Raw genomic sequence first — 17,508 nt, forward strand, 5'->3', positions numbered from 1 at the left:
ATGTCGGCGATCCACACGCTCGACGTCTCGGGGACCGCGAAGACCCCGTTCCACCGGCTCGTCCGCGTGGAGCTGCGGAAGTCGTACGACACCCGCGCGGGCTTCTGGCTGCTGCTCTCGATCGCACTGATCGTGCTCGCCGCGGAGATCATCGTGCTCGCGGTGACCACCGTGCAGGACGAGGCGATCGCGTTCGGCGACTTCATCGGCGTGGCCGCGTTCCTCACGTCGTTCCTGCTCCCGGTGCTCGGGATCATGGTGCTCACGACCGAGTGGAGCCAGCGCAGCGCGATGGTGACGTTCTCGCTCGAGCCGCGTCGTCCGCTCGTGATCGCCGCGAAGGCCCTCGTCGGGGTGCTCCTCACGCTGGCCACGGTGGCGATCGCGATCGGGATCGGCGCGGTCTGCACGCTGCTGTACCGGCTGATCGAGGGGCACGCCGACTGGACGTTCGGCTGGCCCGACATGTTCGCGTTCCTCCTCACCCAGGTCCTGGCGATGCTCGGCGGCTTCGCCCTGGCGGCGCTGCTGCTCAACACCCCGGCGGCGATCGTGGCGTTCTTCGTCTACAAGTGGGTGCTGCCGCCGCTGTTCTTCGCCGGCGCCGCGCTCATGGGCTGGTTCGACTCGCTGCGACCGTGGATCGACTTCCAGTCCTCCCAGGAGGCGATCTGGGACTGGTCGAGCTCGGGGGAGGACTGGGCCCAGCTCGTGGTCTCCGGGATCGTCTGGCTGGTCATCCCGCTCGCGATCGGGATCCGCCGGGTGCTGCGGGCCGAGGTGAAGTGACCGCCGACTAGTCTCGGCCCCATGACAGCACGCGAGGACGGTCGCGCCGACGACGAGCTCCGCCCCATCACCATCACCCGCAACTGGCTCGACCACGCGGCGGGCTCGGTGCTCGTCGAGTTCGGCCGGACCAAGGTGCTGTGCGCGGCGTCGGCGTCCGAGGGCGTCCCGCGGTGGCGCAAGGGCTCCGGCCTGGGCTGGGTGACGGCGGAGTACGCCATGCTCCCGGCGTCGACGAACACCCGCTCCGACCGCGAGTCGGTCAAGGGTCGCATCGGTGGCCGCACGCACGAGATCAGCCGGCTGATCGGCCGCTCCCTGCGTGCGGTCATCGACTACAAGGCGCTCGGTGAGAACACCATCCAGCTCGACTGCGACGTGCTCCAGGCCGACGGCGGCACCCGCACCGCCGCGATCACCGGGGCGTACGTCGCCCTCGCCGACGCGGTCGCGCACCTGCGCTCGACCGGCGCGCTGGCCGGCGAGCCGCTGACCGGCTCCGTCGCCGCGGTCAGCGTCGGCATCATCGACGGCGTCCCGCGGCTCGACCTGCCGTACGTCGAGGACGTCCGCGCCGAGACCGACATGAACATCGTGATGACCGGCGACGGCAAGTTCGTCGAGGTGCAGGGCACCGCGGAGGGCGCGGCTTTCGACCGCGCCGAGCTCGACGCCCTGCTCGCGCTGGGCGAGAAGGGCTGCGCGGACCTCACCCGCATCCAGAGGGAAGCGCTGAACGGTGGCTGAGCCGGTCGGGACCACCCGGGTCTTCCTCGCGTCGAGGAACCGCAAGAAGATCGAGGAGATGGAGCGGATCCTCCGCGAGCACCTCCCCGGCATCGAGGTCGTCGGCATCGACGACGTCGACGGGTACGACGAGCCGGTCGAGGACCAGCCGACGTTCGAGGGCAACGCGCTGCTCAAGGCCCGCGCCGGGTTGGTCGCCACCGGTCTGCCGTCGCTCGCCGACGACAGCGGCATCTGCGTCGACGCCCTGAACGGCATGCCGGGCGTGCTGTCCGCGCGCTGGTCCGGCCCACCCACCCTTCGAGACGCCTCGTCCCTCGGCTCCTCAGGGACCGGGGGGTCGCTTCGCGACGACAAAGACCAGCGCAACAACGACCTGCTGCTCGCGCAGATCCATGACGTGCCGGACGAGCGGCGTACCGCCCACTTCCACTGCGCCGTCGCGTTCTGCCACCCCGGCGGCGAGGAGTTCGCCAGCGGCGTGATGCCCGGCCGGGTGCTCCGGGCGCCGCGCGGCGAGGGCGGGTTCGGCTACGACCCGCTGTTCGAGGCCGACGACCGGCCCGGTGTCAGCACCGCGGAGCTGTCCCGTGAGGACAAGGACGCGATCTCGCACCGCGGCTGGGCGCTGCGGCGGATCGCCCCGATCGTCGCCCGGATCCTGGCGTGAGGTTCCGGCGCGGTCTCGCTCGCGTGCTGCTCAAGCTGGCGCGATGGCGGACGGTCGGCGAGGTGCCGAGCAAGGGCATCCTGGTCGGCGCGCCCCACACGTCCAACTGGGACTGGGTGCTGACCATGCTGCTCGCGTGGGACTACGGCATCCACATCCACCTGCTGGTGAAGGACTCGCTGTTCAAGGGGCCGCTCGGCCCGATCCTGCGCTGGTCGGGGGCCGTCGAGCTCGACCGGGAGAACCCGCGCGCGACGATCCAGCGGCTGATCGAGCAGTCCGAGCACGACGAGACGTTCCTGCTCGGCATCGCGGCGGAGGGCACGCGCAGCAAGGGGGAGTACTGGAAGTCCGGCTTCTACCGGATCTCCCAGCAGACCGGGCTGCCGATCACGCTGGCCTTCCTGGACGCGCCGTCGCGCACGGTCGGGTGGGGACCGACGTTCTCGCTCTCCGGCGACATGACCGCCGACATGGACGTGCTCCGCGACTTCTTCGCGGACAAGCGGGGGATCAAGCCCGAGGGCGCGACCGTGCCGCGGCTGAAGGAAGAGGGTCGGGCGGGCTGAGGCGCTGCGGGTTTCGGCTGACCCCCGCGCCAGGTGGCGCTCAGGCCGGCTGAGGCGTCTTGATCAGCTTCTTGGTGAGCACCAGGCCCCACAGCGTCGCGAACGCGAACATCACGAGCGAGTACACCGCGGCCGGCACCGAGATCTCGGTGCTGTCGAGGATCTCGACCGCGACGTAGATCGCCAGCGTCGCGTTGTGGACGCCGATCTCCATCGACGACGCGACCGCCTGGTCCTCGCGCACCCCCGCCAGCTTCGGCACGTAGTAGCCGGTGACGAGGGAGATCGCGCAGAACAGCGCGGTGGCGAGCCCGACGTCCTGCAGGTAGTCGGTCACGTTCGAGCGCTGGTCGATCAGCACCGCGAGCACCAGCACCGCGAGGATGATCGCGGACCCGATCCGCACCGGCCGCTCCATCCGGTCGGCGAAGTCGATGCTGCGGGCGCGCACGAACATGCCGATCGCGACCGGGATCAGCACGATCGCGAACACCTGGACGACCTCGCTGAACGGCAGGCTGACCTCGTCGTCGAGCCCGTAGTGGTCGATTGCGAGGTTCGTGATCAGCGGCAGCGTGAACAGCGCGATGATCGAGTTCACGGCCGTCAGGCTCACGTTGAGCGCGACGTCACCACGGAACAGGTGGCTGAACAGGTTGGCCGTCGTACCGCCCGGCGACGCGGCGAGCAGCATCATGCCGACGGCGAGCAGCGGGTCGAGGTCGAGCACCTTGACCAGGCCGAAGCAGACCAGCGGCAGCAGCACGAGCTGGCAGCCGAGCGCGACGGCGACGGCGCGCGGCGCCTTCGCCACCCGGCGGAAGTCGTCGACGGTCAGGGAGAGCCCGAGACCGAACATGATGATGCCGAGCGCCAGGGGCAGCGCGACCGTGGTGAGGGCGGAGTCCATGCGCGGACTCTAGTGACCGCGGTCACAGGACGGCGGCGAATCGCGGGGCGAGTCGCCGGGGTGCGCCCGGCGAGAGTCGAACTCGCACTGGCCAGGACCTAAACCTGGTGCCTCTGCCAATTGGGCTACGGGCGCGCGGGAGCAGTGTCTCAGGTGGTCCCGCAGGAGAAGTGGCGGCCTCCCGGCGCTCGACCACCGCCCCGGACCAGCGGAGCGCGCCGGTCGGGAGCCGAGGTCCGGTGGGGCGGCTGGTGCCGCCGGCATCTCCTGGCGCGGCTTCACCATGTGATGTCGGTGAACCTGCACTTCTCATGGCGTGCAGACCATGAGAAGTGCAGGTTCGTCTGCATCACATGGTGAAACCGCAGCGACCAGCCCCATCGGCCAGCGCAGCGCGAACAAGGGCGCCGGAGGAAGGGCGTCAGGCGCCGTTGCCGGGGTCCTCGTCGGCGTGGTTGAGCTCGAGGTCCCGGCGGAGCTTGGCGACGTGGCCGGTGGCCTTGACGTTGTACTGCGCGAGGAAGACCTTGCCGTCCTCGTCGACGACGACCGTGGAGCGGATGACGCCCTCGACGGTCTTGCCGTAGAGCTTCTTCTCGCCGAACGCGGCGTACTGCTTCATCACCGACTTGTCGGGGTCGGAGAGGAGGGTGATCGTCAGGGCGTCGCGCTCGCGGAACTTCGCGAGCTTCTCCGGCTTGTCGGGAGAGATGCCGAGGACCTCGTAGCCCTGGGCCTTGAGGGAGTCGAGCGAGTCGGTGAAGTCGCAGGCCTGCTTGGTGCAGCCCGGGGTCATCGCGGCCGGGTAGAAGTACACGATCACCTTGCGGCCGAGGAAGTCGCTGAGCGCGACCTCGGCGCCGGTGTCGTCGGTGAGGGTGAACTCCGGTGCGGTGTCGCCGGGGGAGAGGCGCTGGGTCACGAGGCGGACTCCTTGTTGCGAGTGATTTGCAATAACGTAGGCTGGGCGCGATTGGTTCCAACCTATCCGTTCGGCAGGAGAGCACATGCACGTCCCCGATGGGTTCCTCGACGCCCCGACGTCGACCGCGACCGCGGTCGTCGCGATCGGCTGCGTCGGCGTCGCCCTGGTCGGCGCCCGCAAGGAGCTCGACGACAAGACCGCGCCGATGGCCGGCCTGGTCGCCGCGTTCATCTTCGCGGTGCAGATGCTCAACTTCCCGGTCGGCGCCGGCACCAGCGGGCACCTCATGGGCGGCGCGCTCGCGGCGGTCCTGGTCGGGCCGTTCACCGGGGTGCTGTGCGTGAGCGTCGTGCTGCTCGTGCAGTGCCTGCTGTTCGCGGACGGCGGCATCACCGCGCTCGGCACCAACATCCTGCTGATGGGCGTCGCCACGGTCGTGGTCGGCTGGCTGGTCTTCAAGCTGCTCCAGACGACGATGCCCAAGCGGCTCGCGCTGGTGCCCGCGCAGGCGGGCATCGCGGCGTTCGCGTCCGTGCCGGCCGCTGCGCTGCTGTTCGTCGGGCTGTACGCCGTCGGCGGTGCGGCCGACATCTCGATGGACACGCTGCTCACCGCGATGCTCGGCGTGCACGTGCTGATCGGCATCGGCGAGGGCGTGATCACGTTCCTCGCGATCGGCGCCGTCGTCGCCGTACGCCCCGACCTCGTCTACGGAGCACGCCGCGTGCTCGCGCGTCGCGAGCTCGAGATCCGCTCGGAGGTGACCGCGTGAAGACGCGTTGGTTCGTCGTGGCGGGTGTGCTCGTCGCGATCCTGCTGGCCGGCGTGGTCAGCATCTACGCCTCGGGCTCGCCCGACGGCCTCACCAAGGTCTCCGAGGACCAGGGCTTCGCCGACACCGAGAAGAGCCGCGACGCGCTGCTCGGCGACTACGGCAGCGTGACCGGCGTCGTCGGCGTCTTGGTCGTCCTGGCGGTCGCCGGCGGCGTGACGTACGCCGTCCGCCGCCGAGGCTCGGACTGATGGGTGCCGGGCACGGTCACAAGCTGCACTACCACGGGCACTCCGTGGTGCACCGTGCTCCGGCGCACCTGAAGATCCTGGCGCTGCTGGCGTTCATGCTGGTGGTCGTCGCCACCCCGAGGGACTGGTACGCCGCCTTCGCGGTCTACCTCGGCGTCATCGCGGTGGTCGTCGCGGTCAGCAAGGTGCCGCCGACGTACATCCTGAAGCGGACCGTCGTCGAGGTCCCGTTCCTGGTGTTCGCGCTGCTGCTGCCGTTCGTCGCGCAGGGGCCCAAGACCGAGGTGCTCGGCGTCACCGTCAGCCAGCACGGCCTCGAGGCCGGCATCGCGCTGGTCGTGAAGGGCACGCTCGGCGTCCTCGCCAGCCTCACGCTCGCCGCGACCACCGAGCCGCAGGACCTGCTCGCCGGGCTGGAGCGGCTGCGGATGCCGAACCAGCTCGTGCAGATCATGGCGTTCATGGTCCGCTACCTCGACGTCGTGACCGACGAGATGCAGCGGATGAAGGTGGCTCGCGAGTCCCGCGGCTTCAACGCCCGCAACCCGAAGCACTGGCCGATCCTGGCCCGCTCGGCTGGGGCGCTGTTCATCCGCTCCTACGAGCGCGGCGAGCGGGTGCACCTGGCGATGCTGTCGCGCGGCTACACGGGGAGAATGCCCGAGTGAGCACTCCCGTCCTCGAGGTCAAGGGCCTCGCCTACGCCTACCCCGACGGCCACCAGGCGCTGTTCGGCGTGGACCTGCACGTCCACCAGGGGGAGCGGGTCGCGCTGCTGGGGCCGAACGGCGCCGGCAAGACCACGCTCGTGCTGCACCTCAACGGCATCCACACGGCCGGCGCGGGCAGCGTCTCGGTGAGCGGCCTGCCGGTCGAGAAGGCGAACCTCCAGGAGATCCGGCGCCGCGTCGGCGTGGTGTTCCAGGACCCCGACGACCAGCTGTTCATGGGCACGGTCCGCGCCGACGTCGCGTTCGGCCCTGCGAACCTCGGCCTCAAGGGCGCCGAGCTCGACCGCCGGGTGATGGACGCGCTCGACAAGGTCGGCATGACCGAGTTCGTCGACCGCCCGCCGCACCACCTGTCCTTCGGCCAGCGCCGCCGGGTCGCGGTCGCGACGGTGCTGGCGATGGAGCCGGAGATCCTGGTGCTCGACGAGCCGTCGTCGAACCTCGACCCGGCCTCCCGCCGCGAGCTCGCCGACATCCTGCGCTCGCTCGACGTGACGGTGCTGATGGTGACCCACGACCTGCCCTACGCCCTCGAGCTGTGCCCGCGCTCGATGGTGCTGAGCGGCGGCACGGTCGTCGCGGACGGGACGACGTACGACGTGCTCACCGACGACGCGCTGATGAAGGAGAACCGGCTCGAGCTGCCGTTCGGGTTCGACCCGCGCAGCACACCGCGCCCGGCGCGTTGATAGCCTCGCTCCGATAGCCGCCGACCGAGGAGAACACGTGGGCAAGGACGACCAGCTGTCCGCTCTCGAGCAGGAGATCGAGGAGACCAGGGAACGCCTGGCGACCACGATCGACCAGCTCCTCTACCGCTCGCACCCGAAGACGATCGTCGGGCGGGAGGTGGCCGACATCAAGGCGCACTTCGTGGACCGGACCACCGGTCAGCCGCGCACCGACAACATCCTCAAGGCGGCCGGCATCACCGTCGGCGTCATCGCCTTCTTCGTGGTCGTCCGCAAGGTCGTCAAGTAAGACCGTGACCGACAAGACCCCCATCAAGATGCTCCACGACCGGATCCTGGTCGAGCTGGACCGCGAGGCCGGCGAGCGCCGTTCCAGCGGTGGCATCGTCATCCCGGCCACCGCCGCCATGGGCGCGCGCCGGCTGGCCTGGTCCCGCGTCGTGGCGATCGGCCCGCACGCCCGCGCGGTCGAGGTCGGCGACAAGGTGCTCTTCGAGCCCGAGGACAAGGCCGAGGTCGAGGTCGCGGGCGAGGTCTACATCGTGATGCGCGAGCGCGACATCCACGCGGTCGCGGCCGACCGCATCGGCGACTCGGCCACCGGGCTCTACCTGTAACCCCGGAGGCGCCTGCCCCGTTGTAGCGGGCATGCTGCGCCGACTCGTCGCCCTCGCCGCGACCGCCGCCCTGGTCCCGCTCGTCGCCGTCCCGACCGCGGACGCCGCGCCCCGCGACCGCTATCGCGCGAGCATCGCGATCACGAAGCACGGCATCCCGCACATCACCGCGAGCGACTTCGGCTCGCTCGGCTTCGGCAGCGGGTACGCCGCCACCGAGGCGTCGGTCTGCACGCTCGCGGACACCCTGGTCACCGCGCGCGGCGAGCGGTCGAAGTGGTTCGGTCCCGACCGGCGCTACAACGACCAGGTCACGCTCGACGCGTCCAACCTCCAGGTCGACGCGTTCGTGGCCGGCCTCCACCAGCGCAAGGTCGTGGAGACGCTGCTGAAGGACCCGGTCCGCGGCCCTGGCACGGAGGCCCGCGCCATGGTCGACGGGCACGTCGCCGGCGCGAACGAGTGGCTGCGCACCAACAAGGTGACCGACCCGGCGTGCGCGGGAGCGCCGTACCTGAAGGCGAACGTGACCGCGCTCGACCTCTGGTACGGCGTCTACCTGGCGAACCTGCTCGCCTCCGCCGGCGTGTTCGTCGAGGAGATCGTCGACGCGTCACCGCCCACTGTGGGCGACCCCGGCCTGCCCGAGCTCCCCGTCGCGGCGGACGTCGACCGCGACGCGCTGCTGACCGCGCTCGGCCGCGACCCCGAGGCGCCGTTCGGATCCAACGCCACCGCGGTCGGCGGCGACGCGACCACGACCGGCAAGGGGATGCTGCTCGGCAACCCGCACTTCCCGTGGCGCGGTCGCTACCACTTCACCCAGCAGCACCTGACGATCCCGGGGACATACGACGTCGCCGGCGCCTCGCTGATCGGCTCGCCGGCCGTCAACATCGGGTGGAACAAGGACGTCGCGTGGAGCCACACGGTGTCGACCGCGTACCGGTTCACGCCGTACGAGTACAAGACGCCCGGCCCCGGCACCACCTATCTCACCGACGCGGGACCGCAGGAGCTGATCCGCGACGTCGTCGAGGTCGAGACCCCGGACGGCACGGTGACCGAGGACCTCTACCGCACGCCCGAGGGGTACGTCGTCGACTCCCCGGCCACCCTGATGCCGTGGGGACCGCTCAGCGTCTGGGCGATCCGCGACGCGAACGCCGAGCACCTGCGCACGATCGACACCTTCCTCGACATGGGCAAGGCGACCAGCGTGCGCGACCTGCTGCGCCGCCAGGACGAGGGCGCCGGGATGCCGTGGGTGAACACGACCGCCGCGGACCGCAACGGTGACGTGCTGTACGCCGACCACTCCGTGGTGCCCAACGTCCCCGACGACCTCGTCCAGCGGTGCCTGACGCCGACCGGCATCCTGCTCCAGCAGGTCGCCGGCCTGCCCGGCCTCGACGGCACGTTCGCCGGCTCGACCTGCGCGTGGCGCACCGACGCGGACGCGCAGCGACCGGGCATCCTCGGTCCGGAGAACCTGCCGGTGGAGGTCCGCAGCGACTGGGTGATGAACGCCAACGACTCCTACTGGCTGCCGAACCCCGAGCAGCCGCTCGAGGGGTACGCCGGGATCATCGGCTGCGAGCAGTGCGAGCGCACCATGCGCACGCGCGTGGTCTCGCACTACGTGCTGGACCGGTTGGCCGCGGGCAGGAAGGAGTCGCCGCGGAGCCTCCGGGCGCACGAGCACGAGAACCGCGTGATGGCCGGCGAGGTGATGCGCGAGGGCGGTGCGCTCGACCAGGTCTGCGACGCCACCGGCGAGACCGAGGCGTGCGCGGCCCTTCAGGACTGGGACGGTCACTCCGACGCCGCGTCGCGCGGCTACGCGATCTTCGAGGAGTTCGTCGGGCGGCTGCCCGCCGTCGGCGTCTGGCTGACACCGTTCGACCCCGAGGACCCGCTCGGCACTCCGCGCGGCCTCAACGTCGCGAACCCGCTGGTGGTGCAGGCGATGTCCGACGCGATCGCCGCACTGCGCGAGCAGGACATCGCGTTCGACGCCCCGTGGGGATCGCTCCAGGTCGCGGGGGACCGGGGCGCGCCGCCGATCCCGCTGGGCGGCGGCAGCGGCGACGCGGTCGGCAACGCGAACGCCCTGGCCTCGCGCTGGGCGCGCGACAACAGGGACCACTACCGTCCGGTCACCTACGGCTCGTCGCACATCCAGGCGATCTCGTTCCTGCCCGGCGGTCGTGTCGACGCCCGCACGATCCTGACCTACGGCCAGTCCGAGAACCCGCTCTCGCCGTACTCCACCGACCAGACCCGGCTGTTCTCCCAGGAGAAGTGGGTGCACTTCGCCTGGACCGACGCCCAGGTCCGCAGGGACCTGGTACGCCGGCTCGTGGTCAGCGGACCTTGACGGTGAGGACGCCGGTGGTGTCGCCGGTCGAGATGCCGGAGCCGGCCACCGCCACGCGGAAGCGGTAGGTGCCCTTCTTCGTCAGCTGCGGGAACGTGACCCTGCCGGTGCCGCTCGCGGTCGTGGTGACGGTGCTGACCGACTTCCACGAGCTCTGGCCCGTGGTCGACATCTGCAGGTAGAGCGTCTGGAACCCCGTGCCGTCGATCTCGATGCCATCGGAGGCCGGGGTGGCGCCCTTGTTCACGGTGACCTTGCCGGACTTGAAGCCGGCGACCTGGGTGACCGCCTTGGCGGTGCCGTCCTCGATCACGCAGGCGACGTCGCCCTGCCAGTGGTAGTTGGTGCCACCGACCTGGGTCCACACGACGTGGAACTCGGTGACGCCGGCCGGCCACTGCGGATGCGACCGGTAGTCGAAGACGTGGGTGCCGGACCAGGTGCCCTCGTTGTTGTGGAAGTTCAGGGTGAACTGGCCGACGTTGCTCTCGAAGCGGATGTTCGCGTCGTTGGCCTGGCCGGACGGGATGTTGCCCGGGTAGCCGACGGTCAGCGCGGTGCAGGTCGGGTCGCCGTACTTCCAGTCCCAGCTGAACGGCTCCTCCGGGTCGACCGTCGGGACCGGAGCGCAGGAGACGTCGCCCTGCCAGTGGTAGTTGGTGCCACCGACCTGGACCCACACGACGTGGTAGTCGGTGAGGCCGGCGGGCCACTGCGGGTGGCTCTTGAAGTCGAAGGCGTGCGCGCCCGACCAGGTGCCGTCGTTGTGGTGGAAGTTCAGCGTGAACTGGCCCGTGGCGGTCGCGAACCGGACGTTGGCGTCGTTGGCCTGGCCCGCCGGGATGTTCGACGGGTAGGTCAGCGACAGCTGGTCACAGGTCGGGTTCGGGTACTGCCAGTTCCAGTCGAACGGCGCGTCCGGCGTCGTCGGGGTGGTCGGCGTCGTCGGGGTGGTCGGGGTCGTCGGGGTGGTCGGCTCCGTCGGGGTGGTGGCGCACGGCTGCACCCAGAAGACCTTGGACTTGGTGTCGTTGCCCTTCGAGCCGGGCGTCGCGACGGTCACCTTCACGTGGTAGCCCTGGTTCTGCTGCGGCGCGGCACCGGTGAAGGCCAGCGTGTACTCCTGCTCACCGTCCAGGTCGGTGCCACCGCCGGCGGCGTCGCCGCCGACCGGCACGAACTGGCTGCCGGTGACGGAGATGCTCGCGGCCGCGGTCGGTGCCTGCGAGGCGAAGCTGACCGACGAGACGATCGAGGCACCCTGGTCGAAGTTGAACCACCGGATCTTGAACGTGCACCCGACGTGCGGGTCGTTGGCGGTCGTCTCGTCGGCGTCGGACTCGGCGATCTTCACCGTGCCGTTGTTGCCGCCGGGGTTCCCACCGGCGTGGGCCGGGGCGGCGCCGAGCACGAAGAACGCCGGCAGCAGCGCTGCGGCGGCGGTGGCGGCGACGAGACGGGCTCGCATGGTGGCTCCTGGGGGTCGATGTCCGGCGTGACGTCCGGTCCATCGGCACGATTTCACGCGTGCTGAAGGGTCGGTAAGGCCTGTGGGCGAACCTTGCATCCCCGGTGGAGGAACCTTGAGCAAGCCTTGAGAAAAGTGGCCCGGAGGCGACCGAGAAGGGCTCGGCTCAGGTGCCGTGGCCCCGGAGCGGACAGGTCGCGGGACCCTCGAGCACGGCCCCGTCGGGGCCGAACCGGGAGCCGTGGAGCGGGCAGTCCCAGCTGTCCTCCGCGTCGTTGCGGCGCAGCACCCCACCGAGGTGGGTGCACACGGGCGCGTCGTCGTGGGTGGCGATCTTGCGGACCCACCCGGAGGTCATCTCGAGCGCGACGGCGGCGTTGATGCGCAGGCTGTCCGGTACGCCGCTGAGCTCGTGGGTCTTCCACGGCTCGAACGTCGAAGCCCACTCCTGGTGGCCGCCGAGGACCCGGCCGGCGATCGCGAGCGCCGCCGCGACACCGTTGGTCATGCCCCACTTGGAGTAACCACCGGCGATGAGCAGCCGGTCGGCGCCGGGCAGGATCGGCCCGGCGTACGGCAGTGCGTGGTGTGGCACGTAGTCCTGCGCCGACCAGGCATGGGTCTCGACGGCGTCCGGGAAGTGCTCGCGGGTCCAGTCCCGCAGGGACTCGAGGTGGCCGAGCTCGGAGCCTGACGTGCCGGTCTTGTGGCCGTCGCCGCCGACGAGCAGCAGGCTGCCCTCGGGCGCGGGTGCGTCCCGGAGCGAGCGGCTGGGGGAGTCGGCCGACAGGTACATCCCGTCGACCGCCTGCGACGTCGTCCGGTAGGCCAGGCCGTACGACCGGGCCGGCTCGGCGCGGGCGAAGAACCCGCCACGGTCGAGGATCGGCATGTTCGTCGCGACCACGACCAGCGGGGCCGTCGCCTCGCCCGCGTCGGTCTCCACGGTGTACGGGCCGTGCCCGTGCAGGCGGCGTACCCGCGCGCCCTCGAGGATGCTGACGCCGTGCCCGACGGCCTCGGCGCGCAACCCGGCGAGCAGCTCGAGCGGGTCGAGCTGGACCTGGTCGGCGAGCCGGACCGCGCCGGTGATCGGGAACGGCAACGGTGCCTCGTCCACCCACTCCACGCCCTCCACGCCCGCCTTGCGGAGCGCGTCGAGCTCGGAGCGGACCGAGCTCGCGCCCCGCTCGCTGGTCGCATAGGTGTACGCCGGCCGGCGCTGGTACCCGACGCCGTGGTCGTCGCAGAAGCGGGCGATCCAGGCGAGCCCCTCGGCGTTCGCGTCGGCGTACCCGCGCAGCACCCCGTCGCCGTGCCGCCGCGAGATGCGGGAGTACTGCGTGCCCTGGAGCAGGCTCACCTTGGCGGTGCTGCGTCCCGTCGTACCCGCCCCGACGTGCCGCGCCTCGATCACCGCGACGCCGAGCCCGGCGCGGGCCAGCAGGGTCGCGGTGGTGAGGCCGGTGATGCCGGCGCCGATGACGAGCGCGTCCCACTCGCCGCCGACGGACACCGCCGCGGGCTCGGAGTAGGGGTGCAGGTCCTCCCAGAGTGACGTGAGTGCCATGCCCGTCGGTGCCCCGGGTGATCCGGGGCCATGCTAGGGAAGCGCTGCTCTCTGGGAGGGCGGCGCCGACGCCGCCCAGCGCACACCCGGAGAGCAGAACGTCCCTAGAGCTCAGGCGGAGCGAACCCGTGGTGGAGGCACCACGCGACCGCATGGCTGCGCGAGCGGGCGCCGATCTTGGCGTACGCCGTGCGCACGTAGGTCTTCACCGAGTTGATCGACAGGTAGAGCCGGTCCGCGATCTCCTGGTTGCTCATGCCGAGGGTGATCAGCGCGAGCACCTCGACCTCGCGCTCGGTGAGCCCCACGGCGTGGCCGAGCCGGTCGTCGCGCCCCGGCACCGTGCGGCCGTCGACGGCCGCCTCCACGGCCTCGACCAGCTGGGCCGAGTCGACGCTCATCGAGACCCAGCCGTGCGCCCCGCCGGCGAGCGCGCGGGCCCGCAGGTCCGGACGCAGGTCGCGGCTGACCGCGAGGATCACCGAGGTCGTCTGCTGGACCAGGTGCTCGAGGTCCGCGCCGTTGGTCCGGTGGACGCCGAGCACGTCGTACAGGACGACGTCGGCTCGGTCGGCGTCGGTGAGGACGGCCCTGTCCGGGTGCTCGGCGAGCATCGCCGCGAGGCCCTTCCCGAGGACCTCCTGGCTGCTCACGATCCCGACGCGCGGGGGCCTGACTGACACGACCTCATCCTCACCGGCGGAGGTCGCGCCGCGCCTTCCTGGCGGTACGCCCGAAGGGGTGATTTCACGGCGAGCCGGTGAACCCCGGGGAAATGCCGAAGGGCCGGGAACATGGTTCCCGGCCCTTCGTTCGGTACGGCATCAGGGACTCGAACCCCGAACCCGCTGATTAAGAGTCAGCTGCTCTGCCAATTGAGCTAATGCCGCGCGGTGAAGCGACGTGAACTCTACCAGCGGGCGACGTCGCGGAAAAATCGGGGGCGCACCCGCGGGATCGCGGTGATCGGGAGGGTCAACGGGAGGCCAGGACGGCGTGCGCGGCGCTGTGCCCACCGAGGCCCGCGACGGCCCCGCCGCGACGCGATCCGGCACCGCAGACGAGCACCGATCCGAGGTCGGTCTGCACGCCCCACTGCTGTGCCGGGGTGTCCAGGCGCGCGCGGTTCGGCGCCCACGGCCACTCGAGGTCGCCGTGGAACCGGTGCCCGCCGGGCATCGCCAGGTCGTGCTCGACGTCCTGGGGCGTCCGGGCCTCGAGCTGGACGACGCGGTCCCGGATCGGCTCCGCGAGGTAGCGGTCCAACGTCGTCAGGGCGCTGGCCACGGCGAGGTCCTTCGCGCCTGGCGGGTCCGCCTCGAACAGCCGGGCGGGCGTGTGGCTGGCCAGGTAGGTGATCGTGTCGCCGCGGCCGCGGACCCGCCCGGGCAGGACCGACGGGACCCGGCCGGCCGCCGCGTCGTCGTACGCCGCTTGCAGCTCGGCGTACCCGCTGCCCACGACCAACCCGTCGGCGAACGCCGCCTCCGGGTCGGCGCCCGACCTCAGTGCCGGCAGGCGGTCCACGCGCAGGTCGACACGGAGCTGTGCGCCCTCCGGCTTGGTCGCGGGGTCCTCGTCCCCGCCGAGCAGGATCTGCAGCACCCAGGGCGCGACGTTCGAGAGCACGTGCCGCGCCGACACGGTGTGCTGCGACATCCCGTCGTGCCAGGACACCTCGGCACCGTCGTCGTCGCCGCGGATCGCGCTGACGCCGGCGGACGTGAGGATCTCCGCGCCGGCGCCCGCCGCCGAGCGGGCCAGCACGTCGGCGACGCCGTCCGTCCCGCCTGTGCCCTCGGCCAGCAGGCGGTAGAGGAGACCGCGATTCGCCACGAGCGACTCGTCGTGCACGGAGGCGAACATGCCGTCCAGGGCCGCGGCCGCCACCAGGCCGCGCTCGGCGTCGTCGGCGTACCGGCTCTCGAGGGTCACGCCCAACGGGGTGGTGACGAAGTCGCGCCAGGTGTCGGGGTCCACCTGGGCGCGGACGTCGCGCTCGAGGGGCAGCGGCTGGAGCAGCGTCGGCGCGACGGCCCGCACGAGGTCGTTCGCCAGGTCGGGCAGCGGTGCGTGTGCCCGCCCGGGCGGCACGTCCAGCTCGAGATCGGCGACGACCGCGCCCGGCAGCGGGGACGCCAGCTCGGCGCCGCCCGGGCGCGCGAGCCGCTCGAGGACGAGCGTCGTCAGCCCCGCGCGGGCGAGGTACGCCGCCGCGACCAGGCCGTTGTGACCACCACCGACGACGACCACGTCGTAGCCGTTCCGAGACGAAGTCATCGAGCCAACCTAGTCCCGCTCGGCAGGTCGCACCCGCCACGGCGCGTGTTCCGGGCGAAGATGTCCCCGGTCGGGGCAGCGCGCCGGAGCGCTGCCGCTCGGGAGGGGTCTGGCGGTGGCACGGTCATGGGTCGCACGTGTGGCGTGCCTGCTCGCGGCCATGATGCTGTTCGGGATCACCGCCGTGCACGCCACCCCTGCGGGCGGTACGGCGATCGGCATCTGGCCGATCGGCGGCGCGACCGCGTGCCTGATGATGGCCGCGCGACCGCGCACCCCGGTGCTGCTGGCGCTGATCGCGGCGGTGGCGGTCAGCTCGATCTGGATCGGTGGTCGCGACGCTGACGTCGCGCTCGGGCTCGGGCTCGGCATGACCGCCGGCGCCTGGGTGATGTGGCGCATCTTCACCGGCGGCCGGCGGGTCCGCCCGGAGCTGCGCTCGACCGGCGACCTGGCGAGGTTCGCGGGCGGCGCCACCCTGAGCGCGTTCGTCGCTGCGGCCGCGGCGTACCTCACCAGCATGGTCACCGGCTGGAGCGATCCGTCCCTGCTGGCGCTGGCGCTGCTGACCAGCAACCTCGGCTCCCAGCTCGTCGTCGTTCCCTTCTTCTCGCGACTGCGCCTGCACGCGAGCGCCGCGCGGCCGTCGGAGCGGGTCCTGCAGTGGGTGGTCATCCTGACCCTGTCCCCGCTGGTGTTCCTGCCCCACGACTTCCCGTCGATCGCGTTCATGGTGCTGCCGGTGCTGACCTGGTGCGCGCTGCGGACCGCGCCGTTCGAGGCGCTCTCGCAGATGGTGGTCGTGTTGGCCTTCGCGGTCATCTGCACGACGTACGACCGCGGCCCGTTCGCGAACGCCGGGCTGCGCTTCGGCTTCTCGCCCGACTCGCAGGGGATCCTGCTGTCGACGTTCGTCATCGTCTGCGCGTTCGTCGTCGTGCCCCTGCTGCTCGCCGTCGGCGAGCAGCTCGAGAGCGCACGGCAGGTCGCGGCCGAGCGCGACAAGGTGCAAAACATCGTCAACGGCGCCACCGGCGTCGCGATCATCGGGACCGACGAGCACGGCCTCGTCACGCTGGTGAACCCGGGCGCCGAGCGGCTGCTCGGCTACAGCGCCGCGGAGCTCCTCGGCCGGACGACCGACCTGCTGCACTCGCAGGAGGAGCTCGAGACCAAGGGTGCGTTGTACGGCACCGAGCCCACGCTCGGGGCCGTCGCCGCGGCCGTGATCGACACCGGCCCGGTCGACATGGCGTTCGTGCGCAAGGACGGCGAGGAGCGCATGCACTCGATGACGCTCAACCGGGTCCACGACGACCGGGGCGAGGTCACCGGCTACGTCAGCACCTCCGAGGACATCACCGACCGGGTCAAGGCGCAGCAGAAGCTGGTCGAGGCGCTCGAGACCGAGCGGCAGGCCGTCGAGCGGCTGCGCGAGGTGGACCAGGTGAAGGACGCGTTCGTGTCGAGCGTCAGCCACGAGCTGCGCACGCCGATCACCAGCATCCTCGGCTACACCGAGATGCTCGAGGAGGGCGTGTACGGCGACCTCGCCCCCGCCCAGCTCGACGCGTTGAGCCGCGTCGCCACCAACAGCACCCGGCTGCTGTCGCTGATCGACGACCTGCTCACGCTCTCGCGCGTGCAGGAGGACGGCCTGGCGATGGTCGACCGGCTCGTGGACCTGCGCAAGATCGTGGCGGCCGCGTGCTCGGTCGTCGCGCCGACCGCCGAGCTCCGCGACCTGGAGCTCGTCGTCGACCTGCCCGACGAGCCGGTGCCGTTCCTCGGCGACCGCGACATGCTCGAGCGGGTCGTCATCAACCTGGTCGGCAACGCCGTGAAGTTCACCCCCGAGCAGGGCCGGGTCACCGTGTCGCTGCGACCCGAGGGCGACGCCGCGGTGATCGCGGTCGCCGACACCGGCATCGGGATCCCGCTCGCGGAGCAGGAGCGGCTGTTCAGCAGGTTCTTCCGCTCCTCGCTCGCCCAGGAGCAGGCGATCCCCGGCAGCGGCCTGGGCCTGTCCATCGCGCACGCGATCGTCGAGAAGCACGGCGGCGAGATGAGGGTGGAGTCCGAGCCCGGTCAGGGCACCACGTTCTTCGTCCGGCTCCCGCTGCTCACCCGCGTCTGA

18 protein-coding genes and 2 tRNA genes are annotated in these 17,508 nt (G+C 71.4%); 12 read left to right on the forward strand and 8 right to left on the reverse strand.

Annotation, left to right across the window (positions count from 1 at the left end):
• The 4 genes from MJ604_RS15700 to MJ604_RS15715 are packed head-to-tail and all read left to right on the forward strand — an operon-like array spanning nucleotide 1 to nucleotide 2,775.
• Complete coding sequence (locus tag MJ604_RS15700; protein WP_243059432.1) at nucleotides 1–789, forward strand: ABC transporter permease; 789 nt, start codon at nucleotides 1–3, stop codon at nucleotides 787–789.
• Between the two features lie 21 nt (nucleotides 790–810).
• Nucleotides 811–1,536 carry a ribonuclease PH gene (gene rph, locus MJ604_RS15705; RefSeq protein WP_243059433.1) on the forward strand — a complete coding sequence of 242 codons (726 nt, stop codon included), beginning with the start codon at nucleotides 811–813 and terminating at the stop codon, nucleotides 1,534–1,536.
• A 58-nt stretch (nucleotides 1,537–1,594) separates the two neighbouring features.
• Nucleotides 1,595–2,206 carry a non-canonical purine NTP pyrophosphatase gene (locus MJ604_RS15710; protein WP_243059474.1) on the forward strand — a complete coding sequence of 204 codons (612 nt, stop codon included), beginning with the start codon at nucleotides 1,595–1,597 and terminating at the stop codon, nucleotides 2,204–2,206.
• On the forward strand, nucleotides 2,203–2,775 hold the full coding sequence (locus tag MJ604_RS15715) for a lysophospholipid acyltransferase family protein (protein WP_243059434.1): 573 nt from the start codon (nucleotides 2,203–2,205) through the stop codon (nucleotides 2,773–2,775). Before MJ604_RS15710 ends, MJ604_RS15715 begins: the two co-directional genes overlap by 4 nt.
• Nucleotides 2,776–2,815: 40 nt before the next feature.
• On the opposite strand, the gene MJ604_RS15720 is transcribed toward MJ604_RS15715, so the two are convergent.
• The 3 genes from MJ604_RS15720 to bcp form a co-directional block, all read right to left on the reverse strand.
• On the reverse strand, nucleotides 2,816–3,685 hold the full coding sequence (locus tag MJ604_RS15720; protein WP_243059435.1) for a bile acid:sodium symporter family protein: 870 nt from the start codon (nucleotides 3,683–3,685) through the stop codon (nucleotides 2,816–2,818).
• A 61-nt stretch (nucleotides 3,686–3,746) separates the two neighbouring features.
• Nucleotides 3,747–3,820, reverse strand: a tRNA-Leu gene (locus MJ604_RS15725).
• A gap of 286 nt (nucleotides 3,821–4,106) precedes the next feature.
• Nucleotides 4,107–4,607, reverse strand: a complete 501-nt coding sequence (gene bcp / locus MJ604_RS15730; protein WP_243059436.1) for a thioredoxin-dependent thiol peroxidase — start codon at nucleotides 4,605–4,607, stop codon at nucleotides 4,107–4,109.
• A gap of 85 nt (nucleotides 4,608–4,692) precedes the next feature.
• Here bcp and MJ604_RS15735 point away from each other — a divergent pair, with 85 nt between their 5' ends.
• Genes MJ604_RS15735 through MJ604_RS15765 form a run of 7 tightly spaced genes read left to right on the forward strand, consistent with a single transcriptional unit; the run spans nucleotide 4,693 to nucleotide 10,053 of the window.
• Nucleotides 4,693–5,382: an energy-coupling factor ABC transporter permease gene (locus MJ604_RS15735; protein ID WP_243059437.1), complete on the forward strand. Its 690-nt coding sequence runs from the start codon at nucleotides 4,693–4,695 to the stop codon at nucleotides 5,380–5,382.
• The gene (locus MJ604_RS15740; protein WP_243059438.1) at nucleotides 5,379–5,633 is read left to right on the forward strand and encodes a PDGLE domain-containing protein; all 255 of its coding nucleotides are present in this window, start codon (nucleotides 5,379–5,381) and stop codon (nucleotides 5,631–5,633) included. The genes MJ604_RS15735 and MJ604_RS15740 overlap by 4 nt, the downstream gene beginning before the upstream one ends.
• Nucleotides 5,633–6,301, forward strand: a complete 669-nt coding sequence (gene cbiQ, locus MJ604_RS15745; RefSeq protein ID WP_243059439.1) for a cobalt ECF transporter T component CbiQ — start codon at nucleotides 5,633–5,635, stop codon at nucleotides 6,299–6,301. The genes MJ604_RS15740 and cbiQ overlap by 1 nt, the downstream gene beginning before the upstream one ends.
• The gene (locus MJ604_RS15750; RefSeq protein ID WP_243059440.1) at nucleotides 6,298–7,053 is read left to right on the forward strand and encodes an energy-coupling factor ABC transporter ATP-binding protein; all 756 of its coding nucleotides are present in this window, start codon (nucleotides 6,298–6,300) and stop codon (nucleotides 7,051–7,053) included. Before cbiQ ends, MJ604_RS15750 begins: the two co-directional genes overlap by 4 nt.
• A 37-nt stretch (nucleotides 7,054–7,090) precedes the next feature.
• Nucleotides 7,091–7,345, forward strand: coding sequence for a DUF3618 domain-containing protein (locus MJ604_RS15755; protein WP_243059441.1), 255 nt, complete (start codon nucleotides 7,091–7,093; stop codon nucleotides 7,343–7,345).
• Between the two features lie 28 nt (nucleotides 7,346–7,373).
• Nucleotides 7,374–7,673: a co-chaperone GroES gene (locus tag MJ604_RS15760; protein WP_243059475.1), complete on the forward strand. Its 300-nt coding sequence runs from the start codon at nucleotides 7,374–7,376 to the stop codon at nucleotides 7,671–7,673.
• Nucleotides 7,674–7,704: 31 nt separating this feature from the next.
• Nucleotides 7,705–10,053 carry a penicillin acylase family protein gene (locus MJ604_RS15765; protein ID WP_243059442.1) on the forward strand — a complete coding sequence of 783 codons (2,349 nt, stop codon included), beginning with the start codon at nucleotides 7,705–7,707 and terminating at the stop codon, nucleotides 10,051–10,053.
• Here the strand turns inward: MJ604_RS15765 and MJ604_RS15770 are convergent.
• The 5 genes from MJ604_RS15770 to MJ604_RS15790 all read right to left on the reverse strand — a co-directional run bounded on the left by MJ604_RS15770 (nucleotide 10,040) and on the right by MJ604_RS15790 (nucleotide 15,371).
• Entirely contained in the window at nucleotides 10,040–11,521 is a 1,482-nt protein-coding gene (locus MJ604_RS15770; protein WP_243059443.1) for a hypothetical protein, read from the reverse strand. The two genes, MJ604_RS15765 and MJ604_RS15770, sit on opposite strands and share 14 nt — an antisense overlap.
• A gap of 166 nt (nucleotides 11,522–11,687) precedes the next feature.
• Nucleotides 11,688–13,091 carry an FAD-dependent oxidoreductase gene (locus tag MJ604_RS15775; RefSeq protein WP_243059444.1) on the reverse strand — a complete coding sequence of 468 codons (1,404 nt, stop codon included), beginning with the start codon at nucleotides 13,089–13,091 and terminating at the stop codon, nucleotides 11,688–11,690.
• A 104-nt stretch (nucleotides 13,092–13,195) separates the two neighbouring features.
• Nucleotides 13,196–13,774: a response regulator transcription factor gene (locus MJ604_RS15780; protein ID WP_243059445.1), complete on the reverse strand. Its 579-nt coding sequence runs from the start codon at nucleotides 13,772–13,774 to the stop codon at nucleotides 13,196–13,198.
• Nucleotides 13,775–13,908: 134 nt separating this feature from the next.
• Nucleotides 13,909–13,981, reverse strand: a tRNA-Lys gene (locus tag MJ604_RS15785).
• Nucleotides 13,982–14,066: 85 nt separating this feature from the next.
• Nucleotides 14,067–15,371: an NAD(P)/FAD-dependent oxidoreductase gene (locus tag MJ604_RS15790; protein WP_243059446.1), complete on the reverse strand. Its 1,305-nt coding sequence runs from the start codon at nucleotides 15,369–15,371 to the stop codon at nucleotides 14,067–14,069.
• 139 nt (nucleotides 15,372–15,510) lie between these two features.
• Here MJ604_RS15790 and MJ604_RS15795 point away from each other — a divergent pair, with 139 nt between their 5' ends.
• A complete protein-coding gene (locus MJ604_RS15795) occupies nucleotides 15,511–17,508 on the forward strand; it encodes an ATP-binding protein (RefSeq protein WP_243059447.1) in 1,998 nt (665 codons plus the stop codon).

The organism is Nocardioides sp. SR21 (genome assembly GCF_022761125.1).
In the GTDB taxonomy this organism is placed as follows: domain Bacteria; phylum Actinomycetota; class Actinomycetes; order Propionibacteriales; family Nocardioidaceae; genus Nocardioides.

Bases quoted from the DNA above. Each gene is read 5' to 3' on its own strand.
- MJ604_RS15710 (WP_243059474.1), top strand. From the start codon at position 1,595: ATGGAGCGGATCCTCCGCGAGCACCTCCCCGGCATCGAGGTCGTCGGC.
- MJ604_RS15775 (WP_243059444.1), bottom strand. From the start codon at position 13,091: ATGGCACTCACGTCACTCTGGGAGGACCTGCACCCCTACTCCGAGCCC.
- MJ604_RS15700 (WP_243059432.1), top strand. From the start codon at position 1: ATGTCGGCGATCCACACGCTCGACGTCTCGGGGACCGCGAAGACCCCG.
- MJ604_RS15735 (WP_243059437.1), top strand. From the start codon at position 4,693: ATGCACGTCCCCGATGGGTTCCTCGACGCCCCGACGTCGACCGCGACC.
- rph (WP_243059433.1), top strand. From the start codon at position 811: ATGACAGCACGCGAGGACGGTCGCGCCGACGACGAGCTCCGCCCCATC.
- MJ604_RS15765 (WP_243059442.1), top strand. From the start codon at position 7,705: ATGCTGCGCCGACTCGTCGCCCTCGCCGCGACCGCCGCCCTGGTCCCG.
- MJ604_RS15790 (WP_243059446.1), bottom strand. From the start codon at position 15,371: ATGACTTCGTCTCGGAACGGCTACGACGTGGTCGTCGTCGGTGGTGGT.
- MJ604_RS15770 (WP_243059443.1), bottom strand. From the start codon at position 11,521: ATGCGAGCCCGTCTCGTCGCCGCCACCGCCGCCGCAGCGCTGCTGCCG.
- MJ604_RS15760 (WP_243059475.1), top strand. From the start codon at position 7,374: ATGCTCCACGACCGGATCCTGGTCGAGCTGGACCGCGAGGCCGGCGAG.
- MJ604_RS15720 (WP_243059435.1), bottom strand. From the start codon at position 3,685: ATGGACTCCGCCCTCACCACGGTCGCGCTGCCCCTGGCGCTCGGCATC.
- cbiQ (WP_243059439.1), top strand. From the start codon at position 5,633: ATGGGTGCCGGGCACGGTCACAAGCTGCACTACCACGGGCACTCCGTG.